The sequence below is a fragment of the Ruegeria sp. AO1 genome (assembly GCF_056535985.1).
Map to the genome: position 1 here is coordinate 1,312,508 of NZ_JBQFJC010000001.1, position 22,694 is coordinate 1,335,201.

A 22,694-nucleotide genomic window follows, 5' to 3' on the forward strand; every position below is an offset into this window, starting at 1 on the left:
ATTGTTCACATTCTCAGTATGACACTGGATTTACAGCCCGGACAGAAACTTGCGCGCGGCGTCGCGCGCCATCTAACCGCCCACGGTTTTGTTTCCGTTGAAGAATTTGTGCCAACGCGTGGGCTGCGTGTTGATGTGATGGGGTTGGGCCCAAAGGGCGAGCTTTGGGTGATCGAGTGCAAATCCAGCCGTGCCGACTATCAGTCAGATGCGAAGTGGCAAGGCTATCTGGAGTGGTGTGATCGATTCTTTTGGGCCGTCGATACCGAGTTCCCAACGGACCTCTTGCCTCAGGAAACCGGTCTGATTATCGCAGACGCCTACGATGCTGAGATCATTCGCATGGCACCCGAGGACAAGCTGCCTCCGGCCCGGCGTAAAAAGATGATCCAGAAATTCGCCACAGATGCTGCACGTCGATTGCAGGGGTTGCGCGACCCGCGGCTGTGACGCAGATCAGCCTTTGACGGCCAGGGCAGCTTGTGCGGCGGCACGCAGTTCGTCTGCGATCTCTTCGGCTTCCTCGGGATCGAAATCCATCGGAATCTCAAGGCCATCGGCCTCGATAAACAGACGTACCATACCCTGGTCGGTAGGGCCGATTTGAAGGTTGGCCTGAATGTCGCGTTCGGTGTTGATACCCATACTCGCCTCCGGGGACTGAGCGTTCCTGCTAACGCGCACGGGGTTGAGAATCAAGCCGCCTTTGCGCTCTGATATGGTATGGAGAATGTGAGCATCAGACCCTTTCAGCCCCAAGATGCGCCTTGGCTGGTTGAGCGTCACGGAACCCTCTATGCCCGCGATGAGGGGTTTGATGACAGCTTCGCCCCGCTGGTCGCGCGTATTCTGGATGGATTTATCGCCGATCATGACCCAGCGTGTGAGAAGGGCTGGATCGCCGAGGCAGAAGGCCAAAGACTGGGGAGTATCTTTTGCGTCAAACTGGACGCGCAGACCGCAAAACTGCGCCTGTTTCTTCTGGTACCCGAGGCACGCGGTCTGGGGCTGGGAAAGCGGCTTCTTGGCACCTGCATGGGCTTTGCCAAGACGGCTGGGTACCAGCAAATGCAGCTATGGACGCATGAAAGCCACAAGGCCGCCTGCGCCTTGTACCAGTCCACTGGATGGCAGCTGGTGGACAGCAAGCCAGTGCATTCTTTTGGTGTCGATCTTGTCGAACAAAGCTGGAAAATTCGGCTTTAATCCTCTTGCATTCCCGTGGCGTGTTCGGTACATCGCCCCTCACAAGTGCCGCCTTAGCTCAGTTGGTTAGAGCGCTGGATTGTGGATCCAGAGGTCCCCTGTTCAAGCCAGGGAGGCGGTACCATTTCACCTCAATCTAACTAAGTTTCGAACAGAAAAACCGCGCTGTAAGCGCGGCGTAGTGCGTTTGGTTTTGATGCTCAGGCGCGCTGGAGATCAGCGCGCCAGGTTCAGCCGCAACTTCATCTTGCTTTTCCGAGCAGCGGGTAGGTGCCGGTTCAGTCGTTTGTTGACCAGTCCAAAGCCCCAGATGATGACCAGCGTCAGCAGGATGAAATAGAAGGCCAGAATCGGATAGGGGATGAACGGGTTGAAGGTCTTGTCCGCGAAATAGCTGGCGTAATACAGTGCGTCTCCGCGCTGCTGCCAGGCCGGGAAGGCCGAGAAAAAGACCAGCGTTGTCGCGTGAAACAGAAAGATCGCCTCGTTGGTGTAGGCGGGCCAAGCCAGTCGCAGCATGGTCGGCCAGACAATCCGGCGGAAGCGAGCCCAGCCAGTCATGCCATAGGCATCTGCGGCCTCGATATCACCCTTGGGGATCGAGCGGAGGGCGCCATAGAAGATCTCACCCGTATAGGCGGCTGTGTTGAGGAACAGTACGATCAACGCACCCAGCCAGGCCGACGTCAGGGCGTCGAACATCGGATAGGGCTTCTTCAGCGACAGGAAGAAGAAGTAGGCAAAAAAGAACTGGATGAACAGCGGAGAACCTCGGAACAGAAAGATGAACCATTCCGAAGGTTTGCGCAGCCATTTGTTCGGAGATGCTTTGCCGACGGCCAGCGCGGTGGCCAGGAAAAAGCCAGTCGCCAGGGCCATGATGCCGAAATAGACATTCCAGATCATGCCCGAGCCGATCAGCGTGAACTGTTCGCACAGGGTGAAGTCTGATTTGGGTAACAGCCGTTCGCCAAGCCCGACAGAGCGCAGGGCGTAGTCCTGAATCGTCTGGATGCAGCTCATGCCGTCGTCTCCTTGCGCAGCAGCTCTCCGCCGGATGTGGCCTGACCGTGGGACAGGCGGCGCATCAGCTTTTCAAGCACGATTTCCGAGACGCGGGTCATGCTGAGGTAGAAGATCAGCAGGAACAGGAAATACCACATGCGCCAGTCGCCATGGGGGTAATCAGTGAAGCGTGACGTCTTGGTGCCGCCCAACTCACGCGCCCAGTAGACGATGTCTTCGATGCCCAGCAGGAACAGAAGCGGGGTGGCCTTTATCAGCACCATCCACAGGTTGGACAGGCCGGGCAGGGCGTAGACCCACATCTGCGGTACCAGAATTCGCCAGAATGTCTGGCGGCGGGTCATGCCATAGGCCTCGGCCGTTTCAAGCTGAGCATGCGGCACGGCGCGCATACCGCCAAAAAGAACGTTGGCAGCAAACGCGCCAAAGACGATGGAAAAGGTGACAACGGCCAGGAAGAACCCATAGGTCTCGTGAACCCATTCCGGGGCGCTGCCCAAGGGCAGTTTGGCAGCCTGACAGACGATGAAATCATTGCCTTGACGGACCGGATCTGTCCATTCGGGACACATGACTTGGTGGCGCGTCCACTCGAAGGCCTGATCCAGAGCGATGACGAAAAACAGGAAAAACGCGATGTCCGGAACGCCGCGCACGATGGCGATGTAACCTTTGCCCAGCCAGCTGAGCGGCGCGACATGTGACCTGGCTGCCATCGCGCCCGCAAAGCCAAAGCTCAGCGCGACCGGAGCGGTCACGGCCAGTAGGCCAAGTACCTTGAGGAAGGACAGGTAGAACGACCAATGCACGCCGTTGGTCAAATAGCAGGAAAACCAGCGGAACGTGCCCAGCGTGTCGGGATCAGCGCAATAGGAAAACATGTGGCGTCTTTCGAACGTCAATTCCGGCGCAAGGCCGGGGCAGGTTCGGCGCAATCAAAACGCCGAACCTTTTAATGCAGATCAGTTGGAAACGACAGAACCGTCGGCGTTGTAGGTCGGAACGCCTTCACCGAACCATTTGACGATCAGTTCGTTCAACGAACCATCCGCTTTCATCGAAGTGATCGCTTCGTCGAACTTGCCGCGCAGTTCGCCGTCGGATTCACGGATACCCAGGCCGATACCGCCGCCCAACGGAACGTCATCGCCTACGAAGACCAGCTCACCAGCCGATTCTTCGACGATCGGCACAAGGAAGTCCTTGTCGGCAAACACGGCGTCTGCTTCACCGTTGCGCACGGCTGCGATGGTTTCTTCGGGGGTCGCGAACTCGACCAGAGTCGCGCCGGATTCAGCTACGTGACCCGCTTGAATGGTTGCAGTCTGAGCCGCAACGATGCCGCCGCCTACGTCAACTCCGTCCGATGCGCCAACATAGGCCGACGCCGCAGGAGGGAAGTAGTTTTGAGTGAAATCAATAACTTCATCACGCTCGTCGGTGATCGACATGCCTGCGATGATGGTGTCGTAGTTACCCGAGACCAGGTTCGGAATGATCGAGTCCCAGTCGTTCTTGACCCACTCGCATTCCAGGTTTGCGCGCTTACACAGCTCGTCGCCCACTTCACGCTCGAACCCGTCGATTTCGCCGGCATCATTGATGAAGTTGTACGGAGGATAGGCGCCCTCGGTGCCCATGCGGACGGTGTCGGCCAAGGCGATACCGGCGGTCAGCGCCAGTGCTGCGGTGGACAGAATCAGGTTTTTCATTGGTTACTCCCCAGTTTGGTTCTGTTTCTGAAACTTATGCCGCCTGAGTGGCGGAAAGAAAGCCCCGAAGCCGTTCGGATTCAGGCGCGGTAAAGATATCCTCGGCGCTGCCTTCCTCTTCGATCCGGCCCTGATGCAGGAACACCACGTGGCTTGAGATATCGGCGGCCATCTTCATGTCATGGGTCACGATGATCATCGTCCGGCCTTCGGCGGCGAGATCCTTGATCACCTTGATCACTTCCTGCTCCAGCTCGGGGTCGAGTGCCGAGGTGGGTTCGTCGAACAGCAGTGCTTCGGGTTCCATGCACAGGCCGCGCGCGATGGCCGCGCGCTGTTGCTGACCACCGGACAGTTGCGCAGGGTAGACATCGCATTTGTCGCCGATGCCGACCTTTTCCAGATATTTGCGCGCGCTGTCTTCCACTTCGGCTTTGTCACGGCCCAAAACGGTTACCGGGGCCTCCATGACATTTTGCAAAATGGTCATATGCGCCCACAGATTGAACTGCTGGAACACCATCGACAGGTTGGTGCGAATGCGCAGGACCTGTTTGGGATCGGCAGGTCGGCGAGCGCTGCCCGAGCCGCTCCATTTGACGGGTTCGCCCTTGAACTTGATTTCCCCCTGCTGGCTGTCTTCCAGAAGGTTGCAGCACCGAAGCAAGGTGGATTTCCCCGAGCCGGAGGACCCGATGAGCGAGACCACATCGCCGCGTTTCGCGGTGATATCCACGCCCTTGAGCACCTCGAGATTACCGAAGCTTTTGTGAAGGTCCTTGATCTCGATTACGGCAGAGGCGTCTGTCACGGAAGCTCCAGTCATGAGTGGTGTTGGTGCGGTAATAGGGCGGAAAATCCGGCGCAATGCAATGCGCAAAACACAGAATCGAGCGGGGAATCAATCAAAATGACCAAAGGTCGTGATCAAATTGGTTAGCTGCTGCGCAACTGTGCTTTGGGCGAAGGCGCAGTTGGAATAGCGAGGTACGCGCTTGCGGGAATATTGATCAACCCACGGATGCGCAGATTACCTCGATCCTCATCCGTCAGAGCATCAATGGCGGCCTGAACCGCGCGTGCGATCCGAAGCGCATCCTGCGATTTCGAAGTGATGTAGGGCAGCCCTGGGGTCGGTTCCGTCTCGGCAACGTCGTGCAATGCGTCTCCCAGATCGGTATGCTCCTTAAGAAGCTCCCAGGTCAGCGCGTCGAGCGCGGCGAAATCGCTCATGCCCTCGGCCACGGATTGGGCCGAATTGGCATGCGCTCCGGTCTGCTGCAGGTGCTTCGGTGCAAGCCCCATCTGGGACAAATGCGTGATCGGAGCGGACCAGCCGGATTGAGACAGCGCTTCGTTATAGACAAAGACCCCGTCCGTCAGCTCCGCCAGACTGCGCGGATCATCGGCGCGGGCGACAAAGACAGATCTGTAGTAACCCTCTGGACAGCCGGGCAGACCATAGTCCGGCGTGCCGATCAGTTGCACCGCGTCATGAAGCTGCGTTCGGTAGGGCATACCGCAGGTTTGGGCAAAGATCAGATTGGGATCGCGCCAGATTTCCCAGAAATCGCGCGACCGCTCAAGATTGGCGGGACCGACCCCCAAATGCGTCCTGATCAGATCCCAGAAGCGATCGTTGGAGGCGCGCAGGGCGGGCATGTCATACATGCCCAGCATCGCTGTCACGCTTTGGCTGCCTTCTGACGGGCGAGGGCCGAATCCACATCGCTGACACCCAGTAGGCTGACGACAAGGCGCAGCAGCGAATCTTCCTCGCCGGTCCTTTGCCCATCTGCGAGGGCGACCGACCACATGGCCTGCACAACGGCCAGGCGATCCTCGTAGGCGACGGCCTCTTTGATGGCGCGGGTGAAGCGGACGGTGTCGGGGGCCTCGGCCTCAAGGTCTTCGGCGCGGGCGCGCAGGCCTGCAGCTTCGAAAGGCGAGAGGCCATAGCGTTCGACCGAGACCTTGTCGATTCGGGCCATCTCCGAGTCGGCGTAGTCATTGTCGGACCGGGCGATGCGCACCAAAAGCGCCGTCAGCGCAAGACGGGCATCGTCTTCGGCCAGAGGGTCGGGGTCAGGCTGTGTCAGCCGGGACAGAAAATCTCGAAACATGAGACAGATATAGAGGCAGGTTAGTGAGCTTCCAAGCGGCTTTGCACGCGTTCACGGGCGGATTTGCTGTCGTTGAAGCTGAGTCCCATCGCCATGCGGGCCTCTTCAACGATCTTGATCTCACCCTCATCCGTGTCACCATCGGCCAACACAACTTCCCACAGCGCGTCCAGCGCGGCGAGGCGTTCGTTCAGGTCGGTGGTTTCGCGGATCAGTTTGCCAAACGTATCGGTCTCCGGTGCTGCTGCATGCAGTTTCTCGCAGGTGGCGCGGACTTTAGCGGCCTCGATCGCGTTGTGCTGATAGAGGCGGGCCAGAATGCGATCAATCAGGCTGATCTCTTCCAGTTTGTAGTCCCGGTCCGCTTGCGCAACACGTACCATCAATGCACCCAGCGCCAGTTCGGCGTCGGGGTCGGGCAGGTGTTCTGTCTGTGGCGGTCGAAACGCTTGGAAGAATTTTTTCAACATGAGGCCAATCTAATCCATATTTTGTGGCGCGCCAAGTTGAGACTACCCGTCATAGCCCTCAATGATCACAAGATCGCCGAACGAGACGGGATCGCGCAGCGCTTTGGCCTTTTGGTAGCCTTCGCTTTCGTAGCAGGCGAGGGCCTGTTCGTAGCTGGGAAACTCGATCACAACTGTTCTTGCCCGTGCTGCGCCCTCTCTGACCTCGCGCGAGCCGCCGCGCACCAGAAAGCGGGCGCCATAGGCGGAGAAAGGTTCTGCGTTCGCTGCGATGTAGTTCTTGTATGTCTCCATATCGTCGACATCGACATGGGCCACCCAGTAGCCTTTGCTCATGCAATTCTCCCGTTCTGGTTTAGGGCAAGGTGCGAAGTTTGCGTAAAAATTGCAAGTTGTGCCTATCCGGCATAGCCGATGGCCTGACGCGCCTGTTCGGTTAGCCATGCGATCATCTGGCGATAGGGCACCGGGCCGTAGCTGATCCGGGCCACGCCCAGCTTGGCGAGTGTCGCTGAGTCTGGTGTTCCAGGCAGAGCGATGATGTTGAACGGTAACTCGGTGGCCTCACAGAGCTGTCGGATCATCGTCTCGTCTTTCAGGCCGGGGGCAAAGAAGCCGCTGGCACCCGCGGATTGGAAGGCCGTAGCCCGGGCAATGGCGTCTTCCAACATGGTGGCATCATGCGTGTCGGCCGGTGCCTTCAGGAAAATGTCCGTGCGGGCATTGATATAGGCGGGGATACCAGCCGCGTCGCAGGCTTTGCGCATCGCTTCGATTCGCGCCGCTTGATCGGGGATGGTGTGTAGGCCGTCTCCGCCGACGATTTGATCTTCGAAGTTGAAGCCAACAACACCGCAATCCAAAGCGCGCGCCGTATTGTCGGCGATGCCTGCGGGATCGACGGCATAGGCGCCTTCAAAGTCCAGCGTTACGGGCAGATCAACGGCGCTGACGATGCGCTTTGCGTTGTCCAGCGCAGCTTCCAGCGGGATGTGCTGCCCGTCCGCATAGCCTTGCGTCATCGCGACCGGAGCGCTACCCGTCGCGATCGCCTGCGCGCCTGCATCGCGCACGGCGGCTGCGCTGCCCGCGTCCCAAATGTTGAACAGGATGACCGGGTCGCCTTTGACATGCAGGCGCGTGAAGGTTTCAGCACGTTGGGCTTGGGTCGTCATGGGTATCTCCTGTCGAAACTCGTTCAACAGTTAATCCCAGGACGCCAGAATCCTAAGCGCTTAATTGTGTCGGTACATCACGTTGCAGCGACCGCATCAGACCAGTCGAGAGCTGTCCTTGGCCGCGCGCACGAAGTCGCGGAATAGGGGATGCGGGTCAAACGGCTTGGATTTCAGCTCGGGGTGATACTGAACGCCGATGAACCACGGGTGATCCGACCATTCGACAATCTCAGGCAGGCGGCCATCAGGGGACATGCCCGAGAAGTTCAGGCCCGCTTTTTCAAGCTGTTCACGATATTTGATGTCGACCTCATAGCGGTGACGGTGGCGTTCCTCGATCTGAGTGCCGCCGTAGACATTCGCAACTTTCGAGCCTTCGGCCAGAACCGCGTTATAGGCCCCAAGGCGCATGGTGCCGCCCTTGTCGTCGCCCACTTTGCGTTCGACCTTGTGATTGCCCTGAACCCATTCCTTGAGGTGATAGACCACCGGTTCAAACCGTTTCTTACCAGCCTCGTGGTCGAACTCTTCCGAGCCCGCCTCGGCGATACCAGCCGCATTGCGCGCGGCTTCAATCACGGCCATCTGCATGCCCAGGCAGATGCCCAGATAGGGCACCTTGTGCTCACGCGCATATTGCGCGGCTTTGATCTTGCCCTCGGTGCCACGTTCGCCAAAGCCACCGGGAACGAGGATGGCGTGGTAGCCTTCCAGATAAGGGGCGGCATCTTCGTGGTCGAACACCTCGGCATCGACCCATTCAATCTTGACCCTGACGCGGTTCGCCATGCCGCCATGGGTCAGCGCCTCGGCAATCGACTTGTAGGCGTCTTCCAGCTGGGTGTATTTACCCACAATCGCGACCTTCACCTCGCCTTCGGCGTTGTGGATACGGTCGCTGACGTCTTCCCATTTCGCCAGATCGGGCTTGGGGGCAGGGCTGATCTGGAACGCGTCCAGAACCGCCTGATCCAAACCTTCCTTATGATAGGCCAGAGGCGCGTCGTAGATGGTGGACAGGTCCTGCGCTGCGATCACGCTATCGGGGCGTACATTGCAGAACAGGGCCAGCTTTTCACGTTCTTTCGTGGGGATCGGCCCTTCGGACCGGCAAACCAGAATATCGGGGGCAAGGCCGATCGAGCGCAGCTCTTTCACCGAGTGTTGGGTCGGCTTGGTTTTCAGCTCGCCCGAGGCTTTGATGTAAGGCAGTAGCGTCAGGTGCATAAAGATACACTGACCGCGCGGCTTGTCCTGGCTGAACTGACGGATGGCTTCAAAGAAGGGCAGGCCTTCGATATCGCCCACGGTGCCGCCGATCTCACACAGCATGAAATCGACCTCATCCTCACCGATCGCGATGAAATCCTTAATCTCATTGGTGACGTGCGGGATCACCTGAATGGTCTTGCCGAGGTAATCTCCGCGGCGCTCTTTCTCCAGCACGTTGGAATAAATACGCCCCGAGCTAACCGAGTCGGTCTTGCGTGCGGCCACGCCGGTGAAGCGTTCATAGTGACCAAGGTCCAGATCAGTTTCAGCGCCATCATCGGTGACGAAAACCTCGCCATGCTCGAAAGGCGACATGGTGCCGGGGTCGACGTTCAGATAGGGGTCCAGCTTGCGCAGACGCACCGAGTATCCCCGCGCCTGCAACAGCGATCCCAGAGCCGCCGAAGCCAGTCCTTTACCCAAGGACGAAACCACACCACCAGTGATGAAAATAAAACGCGCCATGTTTTTTCGGCTGCTCCCGTGAGACGTCAAAATCAGCTGCCCGACGGTTCCGAAAAACCGCTGCATCACGGGACTTCACGTATAAAGGATTCGCGCCAATAGCGCAAGAGAACCGCAAGATGCTGTTGCAGTTCTCTTTCAGGTTTCTAGGTTTTGTGGCTTAGTCGGCCTGCGGGATCAGCGGGGCATTGTCGCCCTGCGCCGGAGGTAGCAGGTCATCTGCGGACGGAACCGCAGGCGCGCTTTCTTCAGTTGCGGCCGGAGCCGGAACGCCCAAACGGTCGATGACCGAGCTGCCCGAGGACTTCTGCGCTGCCAGAATCGTCAAGGTGATCGAGGTGACGATAAAGCAGGCGGCCAGGATCCAGGTCACTTTGCCCAGGGCCGTTGCAGCTGCACGGCCTGTCATGGCGCCGCCGCCACCGCCACCCATGCCAAGACCGCCACCCTCGGACCGCTGCATCAGAACGACGGCGATCAGGCCCAAAGCCAGAAGAAGATGGATGATGAGAACGACGTTTTCCATGGTGGTCCTGTACAGCGTGGCGTGTATCGCGTGGTACTTATGCAAGTTTGGTTCTGGGGGCAAGTCACGAGTTGGCATCACAGTTGATGATGTTGCACATCACACCAAAGGGACTGGACAGATCGGTCAAGCTTGGCGCACCCTGCGGCCATGCCTCATGATCATTCTGACCACCCGCACGCTTTGTTGCCCCCCGAACCCGCGCTGCGCGTCAAAGCGCTCGAAACGATTCTGACCCGGAAGGGGTTGATTGACCCGGCGGCGCTGGATGAAATCATCGACACGTATCAGAACAAGGTCGGCCCGCAGAACGGCGCGCGCGTTGTCGCCAGGGCCTGGAGCGATCCTGCGTTCAAAGCCGCATTGCTTGAAGATGCAACGCCGGTTGTCGCCGAGCTTGGTTACTATGGTCGTCAAGGCGAACATATGGTGGTGGTCGAAAACACACCGGAGCAGCACAACATGGTCGTTTGTACGCTGTGCAGTTGCTATCCGTGGCCGCTGCTTGGTATCCCGCCCGGCTGGTATAAATCCGACGCCTACCGCGCCCGCGCCGTGCGCGAACCGCGCAAGGTTCTGGCTGAGTTTGGTGTGACGCTCGCCGAGGACACAGCGGTACGCGTCTGGGACTCCACGGCCGAGATTCGCTATCTTGTGCTGCCCATGCGTCCCGAGGGGACAGAAGGGCTGGGCGAAGAGGAACTCGCGGCTATGGTCACCCGCGACAGCATGATCGGTACTGGCCTGCCTAAGGAGGCGTCATGACGCGCGTTCACGATATGGGAGGGCGGTTTGGCGACGGGCCGATCAACCCAGAAGCCGAAGACGCCCCCATTTTTTCCGAAGACTGGCACGCGCGAGCTTTGGCAGTGACGCTGGCCTCGGGCTTTTTGGGGCAATGGAACATTGACACATCGCGCCATGCGCGTGAGCAGCTGTCGCCGAAGGACTACACCCGGTTTTCCTACTATGAGAAATGGATCTCTGGGCTGGCCGATCTGTTGGTCGCAAAAGGGGTGCTGACCCTCGAAGACCTGCGCGGAGAAACCTCGGTTGGGGATCACCCACTGGCAGACCGAATGCTGAAAGCGCAAACTGTCGCAGCTGCATTGGCCAAAGGCGGCCCTGCGGACCGCAAATCGAACATCGCGGCGCAGTTCGAGGTCGGGCAGATGGTGAAAACAGTGCGACCCTCCGCGAACCGTCTGGTGGATGGTGGGCATACACGTTTGCCGAACTATGCCGCTGGGGCCCAAGGCCGGATCGTTCGCTTGAACGGAACGCATGTTCTACCCGATTCCAATGCCCACGGGCTGGGAGAGGCACCAGAACCTCTCTATGCCGTATCTTTCCTGGCGTCCGAGCTATGGACCGATCCGGAACACCCCAAGGATGAGGTGGTGCTGGATCTGTGGCAATCCTATCTGGAGCCTGCATGAGCAACTGCATCACAGCCACAGCCCCAGAGCCTGTCTTTTCCGAGCCCTGGCATGCTCAGGTCTTTGCGGTCACTGTCGCCTTGAACGAGGCTGGGCGTTTTGACTGGCCCGACTGGGCAGACCGGTTTTCGCACACGTTGAAACGGAACGGTCTGAACAAAGAGCTGGATGGCGGGGATGACTACTTCCAGGCATGGCTCGAAACCCTTGAGGCCTTGTTGGCTGAACAAGGAGATGCCCGCTCAGATGAGGTCACCTTGCTGCAGGGCGCTTGGGAAAGGGCTTACCTGACCACGCCTCATGGTAAACCGGTCCGTTTGCCGTAAAGCGAGTTGGGGGCGCTGCCCCCGCCGCCTTTGGCGACTCCCCCGAGATATTTTCGGCCAGATGAAGCAGGGGATCCGTTCTTCATCTGGCTAAAAATATCCCCGCCGGAGGCATTGCGCGCAGCGCGATTTGCAGATGCGGCGAAATATCGGTTTCCCTACCGTCTGAGCCTCGTTATATCAGCCGAGTTTGATATCTTTTCGCGAAAAGGACCGGATATGGCCAACGTGGTTGTTGTCGGCGCCCAGTGGGGTGACGAAGGAAAAGGCAAGATCGTCGACTGGCTCAGCGAGCGGGCGGACGTGATCGCGCGTTTTCAGGGCGGGCACAATGCCGGCCACACTCTGGTCATTGATGGCGAGGTCTACAAACTGCACGCGTTGCCCTCGGGCGTTGTACGCGGCGGTAAGCTCAGCGTGATCGGCAATGGCGTGGTTCTGGACCCGTGGCATCTGGTCAAAGAAATCGCGACTGTGCGCGCTCAGGGCGTTGAGATCACGCCTGAGACGCTGATGATTGCCGAGAACACCCCTCTGATTCTGCCGATCCACGGTGAGTTGGACCGCGCGCGCGAGGAAGCAGCGAGCAAAGGGACAAAGATTGGTACCACGGGGCGCGGGATTGGCCCGGCTTACGAAGACAAGGTCGGACGCCGTTCGGTGCGTGTTGCCGATCTTGCCGATGAGGCGACCTTGGAAGCTCGTGTTGATCGTGCACTGCAGCACCACGACCCATTGCGCAAGGGTTTGGGGATTGAACCTGTCGACCGGGATGCTCTCTTGGCGCAACTGAAAGAAATTGCAGCGGACATTCTGCCTTTTGCGGCTCCGGTCTGGAAGGTTCTCAACGAAAAGCGCAAGGCGGGCAAACGTATCCTGTTCGAAGGCGCGCAGGGTGCGCTGCTGGATATTGACTTTGGCACCTATCCTTTCGTGACCTCCTCGAACGTGATTGCCGGTCAAGCGGCGACCGGCGTGGGGATCGGGCCGGGCTCGATCGACTTCGTACTGGGAATTGTAAAAGCCTACACAACCCGCGTGGGTGAGGGGCCGTTCCCGACCGAGCTTGAGGATGCCGACGGTCAGCGATTGGGCGAGCGTGGGCATGAGTTCGGCACTACCACCGGTCGTCAGCGCCGCTGCGGCTGGTTCGATGCCTGTCTGGTGCGCCAGACCTGCGCGACGAGCGGGGTGAACGGGATCTCTCTCACCAAGCTGGATGTGTTGGACGGGTTCGAAACGCTGAAGATCTGCACCGGCTACGAGTTGGATGGCGAGCGTCTGGACTATCTGCCGACCGCTGCCGATCAGCAGGCGCGCTGCACGCCCATCTACGAAGAGATGCCAGGTTGGAGCGAATCCACCGAAGGCGCGCGCAGCTGGGCGGATCTGCCAGCAAACGCGATCAAATACGTGCGCCGGGTCGAAGAGTTGATCGAATGCCCAGTGGCGCTGTTATCCACCAGCCCGGAGCGGGACGACACCATTCTGGTGACCGACCCGTTTGCAGACTGATGTCGGACGACAAGACACCCGGCCTAAGCTACAAGGCGCGTAGGCGTTGGTCTCTGTTCATTCTGGTGATCGGCCTGCCTGTCTATATTGTCGCCGTAGTCACGGTGGTGAACTGGCTGGATCGTCCTCCGATCTGGCTTGAGCTGCTGGTTTACGTGGCGCTGGGCATTCTGTGGGCTTTACCCTTCAAGTTCGTGTTCAAGGGTGTCGGGAAAGAAGACCCGGACCAGAAGCCCGACTGATCAGTATCTTTGCATAGATTCAAGGCTTGCATCATTTCCCTGCGCAACACCCAGACAGTGAGATGAGGGCAAGTCCGAAGTTTCAGCTTCGGGCTGTCCGGTTCTACGAGTGCCGTTGGTCGTCATAGGCGCTGCGTGTCTATGTCTGTTCTTAGCCGGTTCGTCGACCGTTTCCCGACCAACTTAGGATCGCTCGGGCCATGGCATGATACTCACCCGAGATTTCTTCGGCGACACTGAAGGGGGTGGGCCAGGGCGCTGTCAGGGTCGCCTCAATCTGTCCTGTCGTCAGTTTCAGCTCGGCGTCGTGTTTTGCAGCCAGACGGCGCATTTTTTGATTGGTGGCGAGGCACAACATATGGACTTCGCGAAATCCACGATTGCGGGCTGCGGTAACTATCCGCGACAGCAGTGCATCGCCGATCCCTAAGTCCTGCCAGACCGTTTCAACGGTGAAGGCCAGTTCAGCCACATGGTTGTGGCTGTCCGGAACAGCCCGCAATTCTCCGACACCGCGCAGGCAGGAATCGGGGAACGCGCCAAATACCAGCGCAGAATTTTTGAATATGCCTGCAAGGTACGCCTCAACAAAGGCCAGGCTGACCGGTACGCCAAATCGAGACGTCAGCGCTTCTGCATCGAGGCTCTTGAAATGGCTTTCTATTTTGGGTTTGTCGAATGCTCTGAGGCGTCGAATTGGTAGTTCATACATGGCGGAGCCTTGATTTGAACACGAACTGAAAGATTTGTTACCTTTACTCAGATAATATCATTTTTCTGCAATGCAGCATAGCGGCATCATGTCCGCATCGAGATTCCATAGCGTTAGTGCAAGAAAAATGGGTCGAAGAAATCTCCGACCCACTCTCGATAGCGAAATAGAGGATATCAGCCTACGGCTCGTTCACCTTCCGGGCGAAAACCGATGTCACTTGAGGCCGCAAAGCGCCCTCCGCCAGCTTTTTCGATTTTGCCGTCGCGTAGAAGCTGCCCGAAGGACTTCAGGCTTTCTTCGCGATTGAACTCATCCTGTTTCAGCGAGCGGACCTTGTTCATCAATTGCGGGCGCGAGAACTGTTCCTGCCCTTCGATGAAGGACAAGTACGCCGCAGCCGCTTCGAGAAGGTCGGACAGAGACTGCGCGCCCTGATCCTGTGCGAATTGTGCAAAGCCGCTTTCTTCTGACGCGTACTCGGACTGATCCGAGGTGACACGGCGGGGGGTCACCGGGCCTGTATCCGCGTTGGGCGCGTCAATACGCTGCTCGGCGACCAGTTTCAGAGGGGCCGCCATGTCTGCATCAGGGCGTTTGCTGGTGACCTGAACATCGTCTGGGCGGCGAGGGCTGACGACCGAGGCCAAATCGCCACGATACTCTTCATCAGTCGCGGCCTGCTTGGCCACATCTTCCGCCGAGGTTGCAGCAACGGCCGTACGCAGATGTGAATAGGCCTCACGCGTGCCGCTGGCGGCCGGGTCGTCCATCTGCTCATCCGCTTTTGCCATCAGGCGCGAGACATCCTGATCCAGATCCGAGGACGCCACGGTCGCTTGCGCATCCATTTCCTCTTCGATCTCGTCAATCTCGAGGAACAGGCTTTCTTCATCCTCAGCGGTCAGAACACCTTGCTGGTCGTCTTCTGCTTCGTCTGCTGGGCTAAGGATATTCTCAACCTCATCGCCGTCATCGGTCGCCGTCTCGGTGTCTTCGTCGAAGATCACCTTGGGGGCCTCTTCTTCCTCTGAGTCTTTAAACTCGATTTGCATTGGGGTCTCATCTTGCAAATCGAGCGGCGCCGATTCCATGGCTGGCGCATCCGGCAGTTCCGGCGCGTGTGCCTCTTCAACGGCTTCGACGGCAGGTGCCTCGGTAGGGGCCAGATCTTCGGGGCTCAGCGAACCTGCTGCAAAGGCGGCTGAGACAGCGTCCATCGGCGCCGGGGTGTCGGCCGTTAGGGGGGCGACCTCTTCCTCGGCATAGTTGTCCGTATCCACGTCCGAATGGGAAACAACCGCGCGGATGCGTTGCAGCTTGGCGGCCAGGCTATCGGGCGCCGGGTCCGCGTCGGCATCGACCGGCGCAGCTTCGGAAAAGAAAGATGCAGCAGTGTCTGTTTCAGGTGTCGCAGAGGGGGTCGGCTGGACAACATTCAGATCGGGCGATTGGGGCATGGCGTTATCCTGTGGCAGGGTCGCTTCAGGGGCGGGGGGCGTTTCAGTCCGGGGGGGCGTTTCCGTGGCGCGCAGAAGCAGGCCGGTATCGCTCGGGCGTGCTTCAACTTGTTGCGCGTTGTCGCGCTGCGCAATCCGCGTCAGCATTTCGGCGTCAGGTTGCGGGGGTTCAGATCCAAAGTATCTGTCTTCTGCCGCAAGATCGCGGAAGTATTCGGCTATGGCTTTCATAGTCTCGAAAGAGTCGTCGAACCCTTCCAAAGTGCACGAGAAAGTCCCATAGGAAACGGTCAATACCTTGTTGTTCTGTACCATCAGACATGCGTCCTTTACAAACTAACTGAGCCGATCCGCCCGGACAGGGGCAACCCGATCGACTCGGAACTAACTGCATGAACCTATCATTTTGTGGTCTCAATGTGTCCAAATCCGGGAAAAATGATCAATCTTAGAAAAAATGGGGCAATTGTACGTTCAAGTGGCCCAATCGGGCTGTTTGGAGGGGGGCAGATCGGCCCTGAAGACCTGAATTTGGTGCTGAATAGCGTCACAATAGCGGTTGCGGCGGATGGTGGAGCCTCGGTTCTGGTCGATTCGGGGCGGATTCCGGATGCCGTGATTGGTGATTTCGATTCGTTGTCCCCTGAAATCAGAACTCGTATTCCTCAGGATCGCCTTTTTCCGATTGCGGAACAGGACAGCACGGATTTCGACAAGGCACTGCGGAACGTGCACGCCCCTTTGGTGTTAGGGGCTGGATTTTTGGGAGGGCGGCTGGACCATCAATTGGCGGTCTTGAACACTCTGGTCCGGTATCCGGACAAGGCGTGTGTTCTGATCGGCGCGCATGAGGTCGTGTTCCATGCGCCGCCCAGCATCGTGTTGGATCTGACGCCGGGCGCAGTTGTTTCTCTCTTTCCTCTGAAAAATGTCACCGGGCGCAGCCGCGGGTTGGAGTGGCCGATCGAGGGGCTTCACTTCGATCCGAGCGGGCAGGTGGGCACCTCGAACCGTGTCATTTCAAAGGTTGAGCTTCAGATGGACGGCCCGGGAATGTTGGTGATGGTACCTCGTAGCGCTCTGGATCAGGTCATGCAGGCGTTTCAGTCGGGGCTGAGCGCGCCGTGGCCCTCTCGCGCAGAATAACATAGAGCCCTGCGGCGATCGTGATCAGGATGCCAAGCGCAGCCAGACCGTTCGGCAGGTCGTGAAAGATCAGCCAGCCGATCAGGGTGGCGACGGGGATCTCAAGATACTGCATCGGTGCCAGCGTTGCCGAAGGCGCATAGCGCAGCGACCATGTCATAAACAGATGGGCGACAGTACCCAGTATCCCGATAGACAGAAGCAGCCAGTGTTCGTGGCCCGAGGGGAGGGTGAATGACAGCTCCCGGATCTCAGACTGCGTTCCCCAGATTAGAAGGGGCAGCAGTAGGATCGTGGCAAACACACCCGAGACGGCCTGTAACGACATTGGGTCGGTCTCTTTGGCGATCTGGCGCGTGACCAGCATGAACAAGGCAAAGACAACTGCGACGATCAGGGGCAAAAACGCGGGCAGCCCGACCTCGGCAAAGCTGGGTTGAATGACCAGAAGGGTTCCGGCGAATCCGACAATACAGGCTGCTAGGCGGCGGTGCCCGACCTCTTCGTTCAGTATGTATTTCCCGAGCAGCAGCATGATGAAGGGCATCACGAAGGCGATGGCGACCGCATCAGCCAGGGGCAGGAATTGCAACGCCGAGAACATCGCGGTGATGCCCGCGATGTGCAAAAGTGTGCGGATCACGGTCAGTCGCAGAATACGGCCCCGCATGCGCCATGGCCTGCCGGTGAACGCTACCAAGGGCACAAGAATCGCCGCCTGAATGGCGAAACGCACGAAGACCAACAGCGCCAGCGGGGTTGTTTCCCCCAACAGCTTTGCCAGCGCATCCCCCATCGGGGCAAGCACGCAGAAACCAAGCATCAGAACGATGCCGAATACGGGACGATCCTGAGTCATGGCTGCGACGCTAGCGGTTTCCCAAGGCCGAGAAAAGCTCTGTTCTCAAGCCTTCGGAAGTGGTTGAACCTTGGTGTAGTCGGGGCCGATGCAGGTGGGCAAATCATCGCCCAGTTTCAGCCACTCCAACTTCTCTTCATGTGAGACATGAAGTGTTGGCTGCAAGACTTCGGGGCTCTCTAGAGTCGCTACGTAAAGGTGAAGAACGTCCGACATCTTGGTCGACCGAAATGAGATCGGTGTTCCGCAATGTGGGCAGAAACTCCGCTGGACTCCGGGCGAAGAGTTGAAGCGCTTAGGTTCTTCTCCGATCCAGCGCCATTGGCCATCGCGCACCCCGAAATAGGTCGTCATCGGAGCGGCACACTGGCGGCGGCAACTGTCACAATGGCATGAGACGCAGGACAAGACCGGAGGATCAACTTCATACGCAACCTTGCCGCACAAACAATGTCCGCGCATTGCGCCACCTCCTGTCTCACTTCAGCAGTTCGGGACGTTTACGGCCAAACCACCCAATGAGGTTTCTTTGTACTTCTCATGCATATCATGCCCGGTCTGACGCATGGTTTCGATCACAGCGTCCAGAGGTACAAAATGCTGCCCATCGCCACGCAACGCAAGCGACGCGGCCGAAACGGCCTTGATCGCGCCAAGGCCGTTGCGCTCGATGCACGGCACCTGAACCAGCCCTGCAACCGGATCGCAGGTCATGCCCAGGTGGTGTTCAAGCGCGATTTCAGCGGCGTTCTCCACCTGCTCGGGCGTGCCACCCATCACGGCGCAAAGACCAGCCGCCGCCATCGCCGAGGCACTGCCTACCTCGGCCTGACATCCAGCCTCAGCTCCCGAGATCGAGGCGTTGAATTTCACCAGCCCCCCAATGGCAGCTGCGGTCAGAAGGAAATCCTCGATATGGCTTTCCGCCGCGCCAGGCACGTGGTCGAGGTAGTAGCGCAGTACCGCAGGCAGAACACCTGCCGCGCCGTTGGTTGGCGCGGTGACCACCTGGCCTCCGGCCGCGTTTTCCTCGTTCACGGCCATGGCATAGACGCTCATCCAATCGTTGATGGTGTGCGGTGCGGTCAGGTTCATGCCGCGCTCGGCCATCAGCGCATCATAGATACCCTTTGCGCGGCGACGCACGCTGAGGCCGCCGGGCAGGATGCCGTCGGTGGTCAGACCACGCTCGATACAGTCGTTCATCACCTGCCACAGCCGGGCAGAGCCTTTGGCAAAGCTATCCGCGCAGCCACGTGCGATTTCGTTGGCACGTTTCATTTCGGCAATGGACTTGCCGCTGGACTTGGCCATCTCCAACATCTCGACAGCCGATTTGAAGGGGAAGGGCACTGGAGCGCCTTCGTCTGTGGCCTTGCCAGCGGCCAGTTCCTCTTCGGTCAGAACAAAGCCGCCGCCGATCGAGTAGAAGACCTGCCGCAGTATCACATCGCCCTGCGCGTCGGTTGCCATCAGGATCATACCGTTGGCATGGCCGGGCAGATTGTGGTCGTAGTCAAAGACCAGATCGGTCTTGGGGTTGAAGGCCAGAGTCGGCAGCCCCTCGGGCGTTACGGTGTGCGTCTCAGCAATCGCTGCCAGCGCGGCCTCGGCCTTGTCGTTGTCATATGTGTCCGGCACGAACCCAGCGAGGCCAAGAATGGTGGCGCGGTCGGTGGCGTGACCGACCCCGGTAAAGGCCAGCGAACCGTGTAGCGAGCCGCGCAGCCCGGCAAATTCAAACGGCGATGCACGCATCATGTCCAGAAAACGCGCGGCGGCCACCATGGGGCCCATGGTGTGGGATGAGGACGGGCCGATGCCCACTTTGAACATATCGAAGACAGAGAGGAACATGTCAGATAGCTGAGCCTTCAGGAGGGTTGGCATAGATAGGTGAGGTGAACGGCGTGGCCCCAAGACCTTCGGCGGCTATTGCCGTTCGCGTTGCGGGACGCATCTCCAGCTGCGTCAGGATGCGCTGAAGATAGGGCGTATCGGCGAGTTGGTACCAGCTGCGGTCCGCATTGGATGGGTAGAGCGCCATCCACCGCATCATGCAGCCGATATAGTATGTCAGAACTGACGGCTGATCAGCGCTGAGCCATTCCGGAGCCTGCGCGGCGACCGCGTCCAGATTTTGCAGATGAGTGCGCAGCCTTGGACGTATTCCGACTCGCATGGTCTCCGCCTGTTCTGGGTCTATGTATTTCTCGGCATAAAACAGGATGCGCAGATCGGCATGGAGCGTGTTTGACGCGAAAAACAGCCATTTCAGAAAGGCGGCCCGGTCAGGGCTGGTCGACGCGGGTGCAAGTTGCCCATGGCTATCGGCCAACCACAGCAGAATGGCTGCTGTCTCGAATATCGGCCCCTGAGGGGTTTCGAGAACCGGGATCAGCCCGTTCGGGTTCAACGCTTGGTAGGCTGCGCTGTCTTGCGCGTTCTGACGACGATCAACCAGCACCGTCTCATAGGGCTGATCCATTTCATCCAGCACCAGCCGGATCACCAGCGAGGCGTTGTCAGGGGCATAGTGCAGGCGATAGGGCGTCATCATACGGACTAGATATACAGCAACCGAAACCTGAAAAGCCTTGTTTGCGACGTTTCCGATAGGAAACGCGCAATTGAGCGACATCTTTCGCATCCGGGCGACGTGAATTGGGTCTCGAAGTTGGGTGGAGCATTGCATATAAGTCTTGCAGACTATTTGGGGAAGACTGCCAATGACCGCGGATTTGTCGCCAATCGACACAGCCAAATACGTTGCGGCGTACCGCGCGGCCGACATGGTCGAAGACGGAATGCGGGTGGGGCTGGGCACCGGCTCGACCGCCGCTTGGCTTGTTCGCCGTCTGGGCGAGCGTGTCCAGCAAGAAGACCTGCGCATCAAGGGCGTACCAACCTCAACCCGAACCGCGCAATTGGCGCGTGAAGTCGGGATCGAGGTCGTGTCGCTGGATCAGGCCGGATGGCTGGACCTGACGATTGACGGCGCGGATGAGTTCGACGGTGATCTGAACCTGATCAAAGGCGGTGGCGGCGCGCATCTGCAGGAAAAAATCGTGGCAACGGCCAGCGATCAGATGGTGGTGATCGCCGATGCCGGGAAAGAGGTCGAAACGCTCGGCGCATTCCCGCTGCCGGTCGAGGTGATCCCCTTTGGCTGGCAGACCACTCGAACGCTGATCGAAGAAGTTTTGGACACGATGGATGTGCTTGGCACTAACTCAGCCCTTCGGATGAATGGTGAGGCCCCATTTGTAACCGATGAGGGCAACCATATCCTCGACCTGCATCTGCAGCGGATCGGCAATGCCCGGCAGATGGCGCTGGTTTTGAACCAGGTGCCGGGTGTCGTCGAGAACGGGCTGTTCATAGATATCTGCGACAAGGTCGTTGTGGGCTACGGCGATGGACGGGTCGAGCTGCGCGATATCAATGCCGGAACAGTTGAGTTGGACCAGTTCCTTGATGGCGCCAAGGACAACCTATTTTCGGATTTTTCGGACTGAGTGGAAGGCGCCATCCCAAGGACGTGTTGGAATATACTGGAAATTTACGCCTTTGGGGGTTGGCAGGGCGGTTTTCGCGCCCAGATATCCAAAGAATTTTGCAAGCTGAATGAAGGAACCCAGCATGAGCTTTGACTATGACCTCTTCGTAATCGGCGGAGGCTCGGGTGGGGTCCGCGCGGCGCGCGTAGCGGCGGGTGAAAACGGTGCCAAAGTGGCTCTGGCGGAAGAGGATCGGTACGGCGGCACTTGCGTTATCCGTGGATGCGTTCCAAAGAAACTTATGGTCTTCGCCAGCGAATATTCGGGGATGGTCGGTGACGCGCAGGCTTATGGCTGGGACATTCAGCCCGGAGCGTTCAACTGGAACACCTTCCACGACAAGCTGGTGACGGAACTGGATCGGCTGGAAGGCATCTACCGCAACATCCTGAAAAACAACGGTGTCGAGAGCTTTGATCAGCGTGCCCATGTGGTTGATCCGCATACGGTTGAACTGGCCGATGGCACACGCAAGACCGCAAAGCATATCCTGATTGCGACGGGTGGCCGTCCGGTTGTGCCGAACTTCCCCGGCTCGGATCTGGCGATTACGTCGAATGAAATCTTCCACCTTGAGAAATTGCCCGAAAGCATTCTGATCGTCGGCGGCGGTTACATCGCCAGTGAATTCGCCGGGATCATGAACGGGTTGGGCGTCAAGACCACTCAGTTCTACCGCGGTGCGCAGATCCTGCGTGGCTTTGACGAAGAAGCGCGTGGCCTGATCTGTGAAGAGATGCGCCAGAACGGTATCGACGTGCGTCTGGGCACCAATGTGCTTGAGATGACGAAAGAGGGCGACAAGATCCGGGTCAAAGCCACCGACGGGACCGAGGATCATTTCGACGTGGTCATGTATGCCACCGGGCGCACTCCGAATGCGGACAACCTGGGGCTTGAGGACGTGGGCGTCGAGCGTGGGCGCAAGGGTGAGATCGTTGTGGATGAGTACAGCCAGACCGGCGTGCCCTCGATTTATGCGATTGGTGATGTGACCGACCGAGTGAATCTGACCCCGGTTGCGATCCGCGAAGGCATGGCTTTTGTCGAGACCGTCTTCAAAGGCAACCCGACGCCAGTGGATCATGAGCTGATCCCGACCGCGATTTTCACCCAGCCCGAATTCGGCACCGTGGGCCTCAGCGAGGAAGAGGCGGCCGCGCAGGAACCAATTGACGTCTATGCGACTTCGTTCAAGCCGATGCAGAAATCCTTTGCCGGTGGTACTCAGAGGGTTCTGATGAAGCTGATCGTCTCTCAGGCGACGCGCAAGGTGTTGGGTTGCCACATCGTGGCGCCTGGCGCGGGTGAGATGATCCAACTGGCGGGCATTGCCGTCAAAATGGGTGCGACCAAGGAAGATTTCGACCGCACGGTTGCAGTTCACCCGGTCATGGCCGAAGAACTGGTGACAATGCGGCAACCTGTACGCACGGCTTGATTTGCAACTGCGCGCA

28 protein-coding genes and 1 tRNA gene are annotated in these 22,694 nt (G+C 58.7%); 11 read left to right on the forward strand and 18 right to left on the reverse strand.

Annotation, left to right across the window (positions count from 1 at the left end):
* The first annotated feature begins 18 nt into the window (after window positions 1-18).
* On the forward strand, window positions 19-450 hold the full coding sequence (locus ACR3FB_RS06455) for an MmcB family DNA repair protein (RefSeq protein WP_480565191.1): 432 nt from the start codon (window positions 19-21) through the stop codon (window positions 448-450).
* 6 nt (window positions 451-456) lie between these two features.
* On the opposite strand, the gene ACR3FB_RS06460 is transcribed toward ACR3FB_RS06455, so the two are convergent.
* Window positions 457-645 (reverse strand): DUF6324 family protein, encoded by a 189-nt coding sequence (locus ACR3FB_RS06460; RefSeq protein WP_170376278.1) that lies wholly within the window; start codon window positions 643-645, stop codon window positions 457-459.
* A gap of 78 nt (window positions 646-723) precedes the next feature.
* On the opposite strand from ACR3FB_RS06460, the gene ACR3FB_RS06465 reads away from it, so the two are divergent.
* Together ACR3FB_RS06465 and ACR3FB_RS06470 are read left to right on the forward strand one after the other, a co-directional pair.
* On the forward strand, window positions 724-1,206 hold the full coding sequence (locus ACR3FB_RS06465; protein ID WP_480524601.1) for an N-acetyltransferase family protein: 483 nt from the start codon (window positions 724-726) through the stop codon (window positions 1,204-1,206).
* Between the two features lie 47 nt (window positions 1,207-1,253).
* Window positions 1,254-1,330: transfer RNA gene (locus ACR3FB_RS06470), tRNA-His, on the forward strand.
* Between the two features lie 92 nt (window positions 1,331-1,422).
* On the opposite strand, the gene ACR3FB_RS06475 is transcribed toward ACR3FB_RS06470, so the two are convergent.
* The 11 genes from ACR3FB_RS06475 to secG all read right to left on the reverse strand — a co-directional run bounded on the left by ACR3FB_RS06475 (window position 1,423) and on the right by secG (window position 9,978).
* Window positions 1,423-2,229: an ABC transporter permease gene (locus ACR3FB_RS06475; RefSeq protein WP_170470205.1), complete on the reverse strand. Its 807-nt coding sequence runs from the start codon at window positions 2,227-2,229 to the stop codon at window positions 1,423-1,425.
* Window positions 2,226-3,113, reverse strand: a complete 888-nt coding sequence (locus ACR3FB_RS06480) for an ABC transporter permease (RefSeq protein ID WP_480565194.1) — start codon at window positions 3,111-3,113, stop codon at window positions 2,226-2,228. The genes ACR3FB_RS06475 and ACR3FB_RS06480 overlap by 4 nt, the downstream gene beginning before the upstream one ends.
* Before the next feature lie 81 nt (window positions 3,114-3,194).
* Window positions 3,195-3,944 (reverse strand): transporter substrate-binding domain-containing protein, encoded by a 750-nt coding sequence (locus ACR3FB_RS06485; RefSeq protein WP_480565197.1) that lies wholly within the window; start codon window positions 3,942-3,944, stop codon window positions 3,195-3,197.
* Window positions 3,945-3,978: 34 nt separating this feature from the next.
* A complete protein-coding gene (locus tag ACR3FB_RS06490; protein ID WP_480565200.1) occupies window positions 3,979-4,755 on the reverse strand; it encodes an ABC transporter ATP-binding protein in 777 nt (258 codons plus the stop codon).
* Window positions 4,756-4,880: 125 nt separating this feature from the next.
* Window positions 4,881-5,624: a phosphate/phosphite/phosphonate ABC transporter substrate-binding protein gene (locus ACR3FB_RS06495; RefSeq protein WP_425083510.1), complete on the reverse strand. Its 744-nt coding sequence runs from the start codon at window positions 5,622-5,624 to the stop codon at window positions 4,881-4,883.
* Window positions 5,625-5,629: 5 nt separating this feature from the next.
* Entirely contained in the window at window positions 5,630-6,067 is a 438-nt protein-coding gene (locus ACR3FB_RS06500) for a tellurite resistance TerB family protein (RefSeq protein WP_170376289.1), read from the reverse strand.
* Window positions 6,068-6,087: 20 nt separating this feature from the next.
* Window positions 6,088-6,537 carry a tellurite resistance TerB family protein gene (locus ACR3FB_RS06505; protein WP_170470193.1) on the reverse strand — a complete coding sequence of 150 codons (450 nt, stop codon included), beginning with the start codon at window positions 6,535-6,537 and terminating at the stop codon, window positions 6,088-6,090.
* A 42-nt stretch (window positions 6,538-6,579) separates the two neighbouring features.
* A complete protein-coding gene (locus tag ACR3FB_RS06510) occupies window positions 6,580-6,873 on the reverse strand; it encodes a DUF1330 domain-containing protein (protein ID WP_480565203.1) in 294 nt (97 codons plus the stop codon).
* A gap of 62 nt (window positions 6,874-6,935) precedes the next feature.
* Complete coding sequence (locus tag ACR3FB_RS06515; protein ID WP_480565206.1) at window positions 6,936-7,712, reverse strand: isocitrate lyase/PEP mutase family protein; 777 nt, start codon at window positions 7,710-7,712, stop codon at window positions 6,936-6,938.
* A 96-nt stretch (window positions 7,713-7,808) separates the two neighbouring features.
* Complete coding sequence (locus tag ACR3FB_RS06520; RefSeq protein ID WP_170376297.1) at window positions 7,809-9,452, reverse strand: CTP synthase; 1,644 nt, start codon at window positions 9,450-9,452, stop codon at window positions 7,809-7,811.
* Between the two features lie 160 nt (window positions 9,453-9,612).
* Window positions 9,613-9,978, reverse strand: a complete 366-nt coding sequence (gene secG, locus ACR3FB_RS06525) for a preprotein translocase subunit SecG (protein WP_170376300.1) — start codon at window positions 9,976-9,978, stop codon at window positions 9,613-9,615.
* 150 nt (window positions 9,979-10,128) lie between these two features.
* Here secG and nthA point away from each other — a divergent pair, with 150 nt between their 5' ends.
* The 5 genes from nthA (at window position 10,129) to ACR3FB_RS06550 (ending at window position 13,500) form a co-directional block, all read left to right on the forward strand.
* Window positions 10,129-10,743: a nitrile hydratase subunit alpha gene (nthA, locus tag ACR3FB_RS06530; protein WP_170638993.1), complete on the forward strand. Its 615-nt coding sequence runs from the start codon at window positions 10,129-10,131 to the stop codon at window positions 10,741-10,743.
* On the forward strand, window positions 10,740-11,417 hold the full coding sequence (gene nthB, locus ACR3FB_RS06535; protein WP_425083362.1) for a nitrile hydratase subunit beta: 678 nt from the start codon (window positions 10,740-10,742) through the stop codon (window positions 11,415-11,417). Before nthA ends, nthB begins: the two co-directional genes overlap by 4 nt.
* The gene (locus tag ACR3FB_RS06540) at window positions 11,414-11,743 is read left to right on the forward strand and encodes a nitrile hydratase accessory protein (protein ID WP_425083361.1); all 330 of its coding nucleotides are present in this window, start codon (window positions 11,414-11,416) and stop codon (window positions 11,741-11,743) included. Before nthB ends, ACR3FB_RS06540 begins: the two co-directional genes overlap by 4 nt.
* A gap of 219 nt (window positions 11,744-11,962) precedes the next feature.
* A complete protein-coding gene (locus ACR3FB_RS06545) occupies window positions 11,963-13,258 on the forward strand; it encodes an adenylosuccinate synthase (RefSeq protein ID WP_480565209.1) in 1,296 nt (431 codons plus the stop codon).
* Window positions 13,258-13,500, forward strand: coding sequence for a DUF2842 domain-containing protein (locus ACR3FB_RS06550; protein WP_170642268.1), 243 nt, complete (start codon window positions 13,258-13,260; stop codon window positions 13,498-13,500). The genes ACR3FB_RS06545 and ACR3FB_RS06550 overlap by 1 nt, the downstream gene beginning before the upstream one ends.
* 151 nt (window positions 13,501-13,651) lie before the next feature.
* Here the strand turns inward: ACR3FB_RS06550 and ACR3FB_RS06555 are convergent, their stop codons facing one another.
* Together ACR3FB_RS06555 and ACR3FB_RS06560 are read right to left on the reverse strand one after the other, a co-directional pair.
* The gene (locus ACR3FB_RS06555; RefSeq protein WP_480565211.1) at window positions 13,652-14,212 is read right to left on the reverse strand and encodes an N-acetyltransferase family protein; all 561 of its coding nucleotides are present in this window, start codon (window positions 14,210-14,212) and stop codon (window positions 13,652-13,654) included.
* Between the two features lie 176 nt (window positions 14,213-14,388).
* Window positions 14,389-15,987, reverse strand: a complete 1,599-nt coding sequence (locus ACR3FB_RS06560) for a hypothetical protein (RefSeq protein WP_480565214.1) — start codon at window positions 15,985-15,987, stop codon at window positions 14,389-14,391.
* A 123-nt stretch (window positions 15,988-16,110) separates the two neighbouring features.
* Here ACR3FB_RS06560 and ACR3FB_RS06565 point away from each other — a divergent pair, with 123 nt between their 5' ends.
* Window positions 16,111-16,818, forward strand: coding sequence for a thiamine diphosphokinase (locus ACR3FB_RS06565; protein WP_170677553.1), 708 nt, complete (start codon window positions 16,111-16,113; stop codon window positions 16,816-16,818).
* On the opposite strand, the gene ACR3FB_RS06570 is transcribed toward ACR3FB_RS06565, so the two are convergent.
* Genes ACR3FB_RS06570 through ACR3FB_RS06585 form a run of 4 tightly spaced genes read right to left on the reverse strand, consistent with a single transcriptional unit; the run spans window position 16,763 to window position 20,237 of the window.
* The gene (locus ACR3FB_RS06570; protein WP_480565217.1) at window positions 16,763-17,677 is read right to left on the reverse strand and encodes a DMT family transporter; all 915 of its coding nucleotides are present in this window, start codon (window positions 17,675-17,677) and stop codon (window positions 16,763-16,765) included. The genes ACR3FB_RS06565 and ACR3FB_RS06570 overlap by 56 nt on opposite strands.
* A gap of 45 nt (window positions 17,678-17,722) precedes the next feature.
* Window positions 17,723-18,139, reverse strand: coding sequence for a GFA family protein (locus ACR3FB_RS06575; RefSeq protein WP_480565220.1), 417 nt, complete (start codon window positions 18,137-18,139; stop codon window positions 17,723-17,725).
* Window positions 18,140-18,160: 21 nt separating this feature from the next.
* On the reverse strand, window positions 18,161-19,534 hold the full coding sequence (locus ACR3FB_RS06580; protein ID WP_480565223.1) for an L-serine ammonia-lyase: 1,374 nt from the start codon (window positions 19,532-19,534) through the stop codon (window positions 18,161-18,163).
* 1 nt (window position 19,535) lies between these two features.
* Entirely contained in the window at window positions 19,536-20,237 is a 702-nt protein-coding gene (locus tag ACR3FB_RS06585) for a glutathione S-transferase family protein (RefSeq protein WP_480565933.1), read from the reverse strand.
* A gap of 169 nt (window positions 20,238-20,406) precedes the next feature.
* Between ACR3FB_RS06585 and rpiA the strand changes: the two genes are divergently transcribed.
* Window positions 20,407-21,195 carry a ribose-5-phosphate isomerase RpiA gene (rpiA, locus tag ACR3FB_RS06590; RefSeq protein ID WP_480565226.1) on the forward strand — a complete coding sequence of 263 codons (789 nt, stop codon included), beginning with the start codon at window positions 20,407-20,409 and terminating at the stop codon, window positions 21,193-21,195.
* Between the two features lie 124 nt (window positions 21,196-21,319).
* The gene (gene gor, locus ACR3FB_RS06595; RefSeq protein ID WP_480565229.1) at window positions 21,320-22,678 is read left to right on the forward strand and encodes a glutathione-disulfide reductase; all 1,359 of its coding nucleotides are present in this window, start codon (window positions 21,320-21,322) and stop codon (window positions 22,676-22,678) included.
* Window positions 22,679-22,694: the final 16 nt, after the last annotated feature.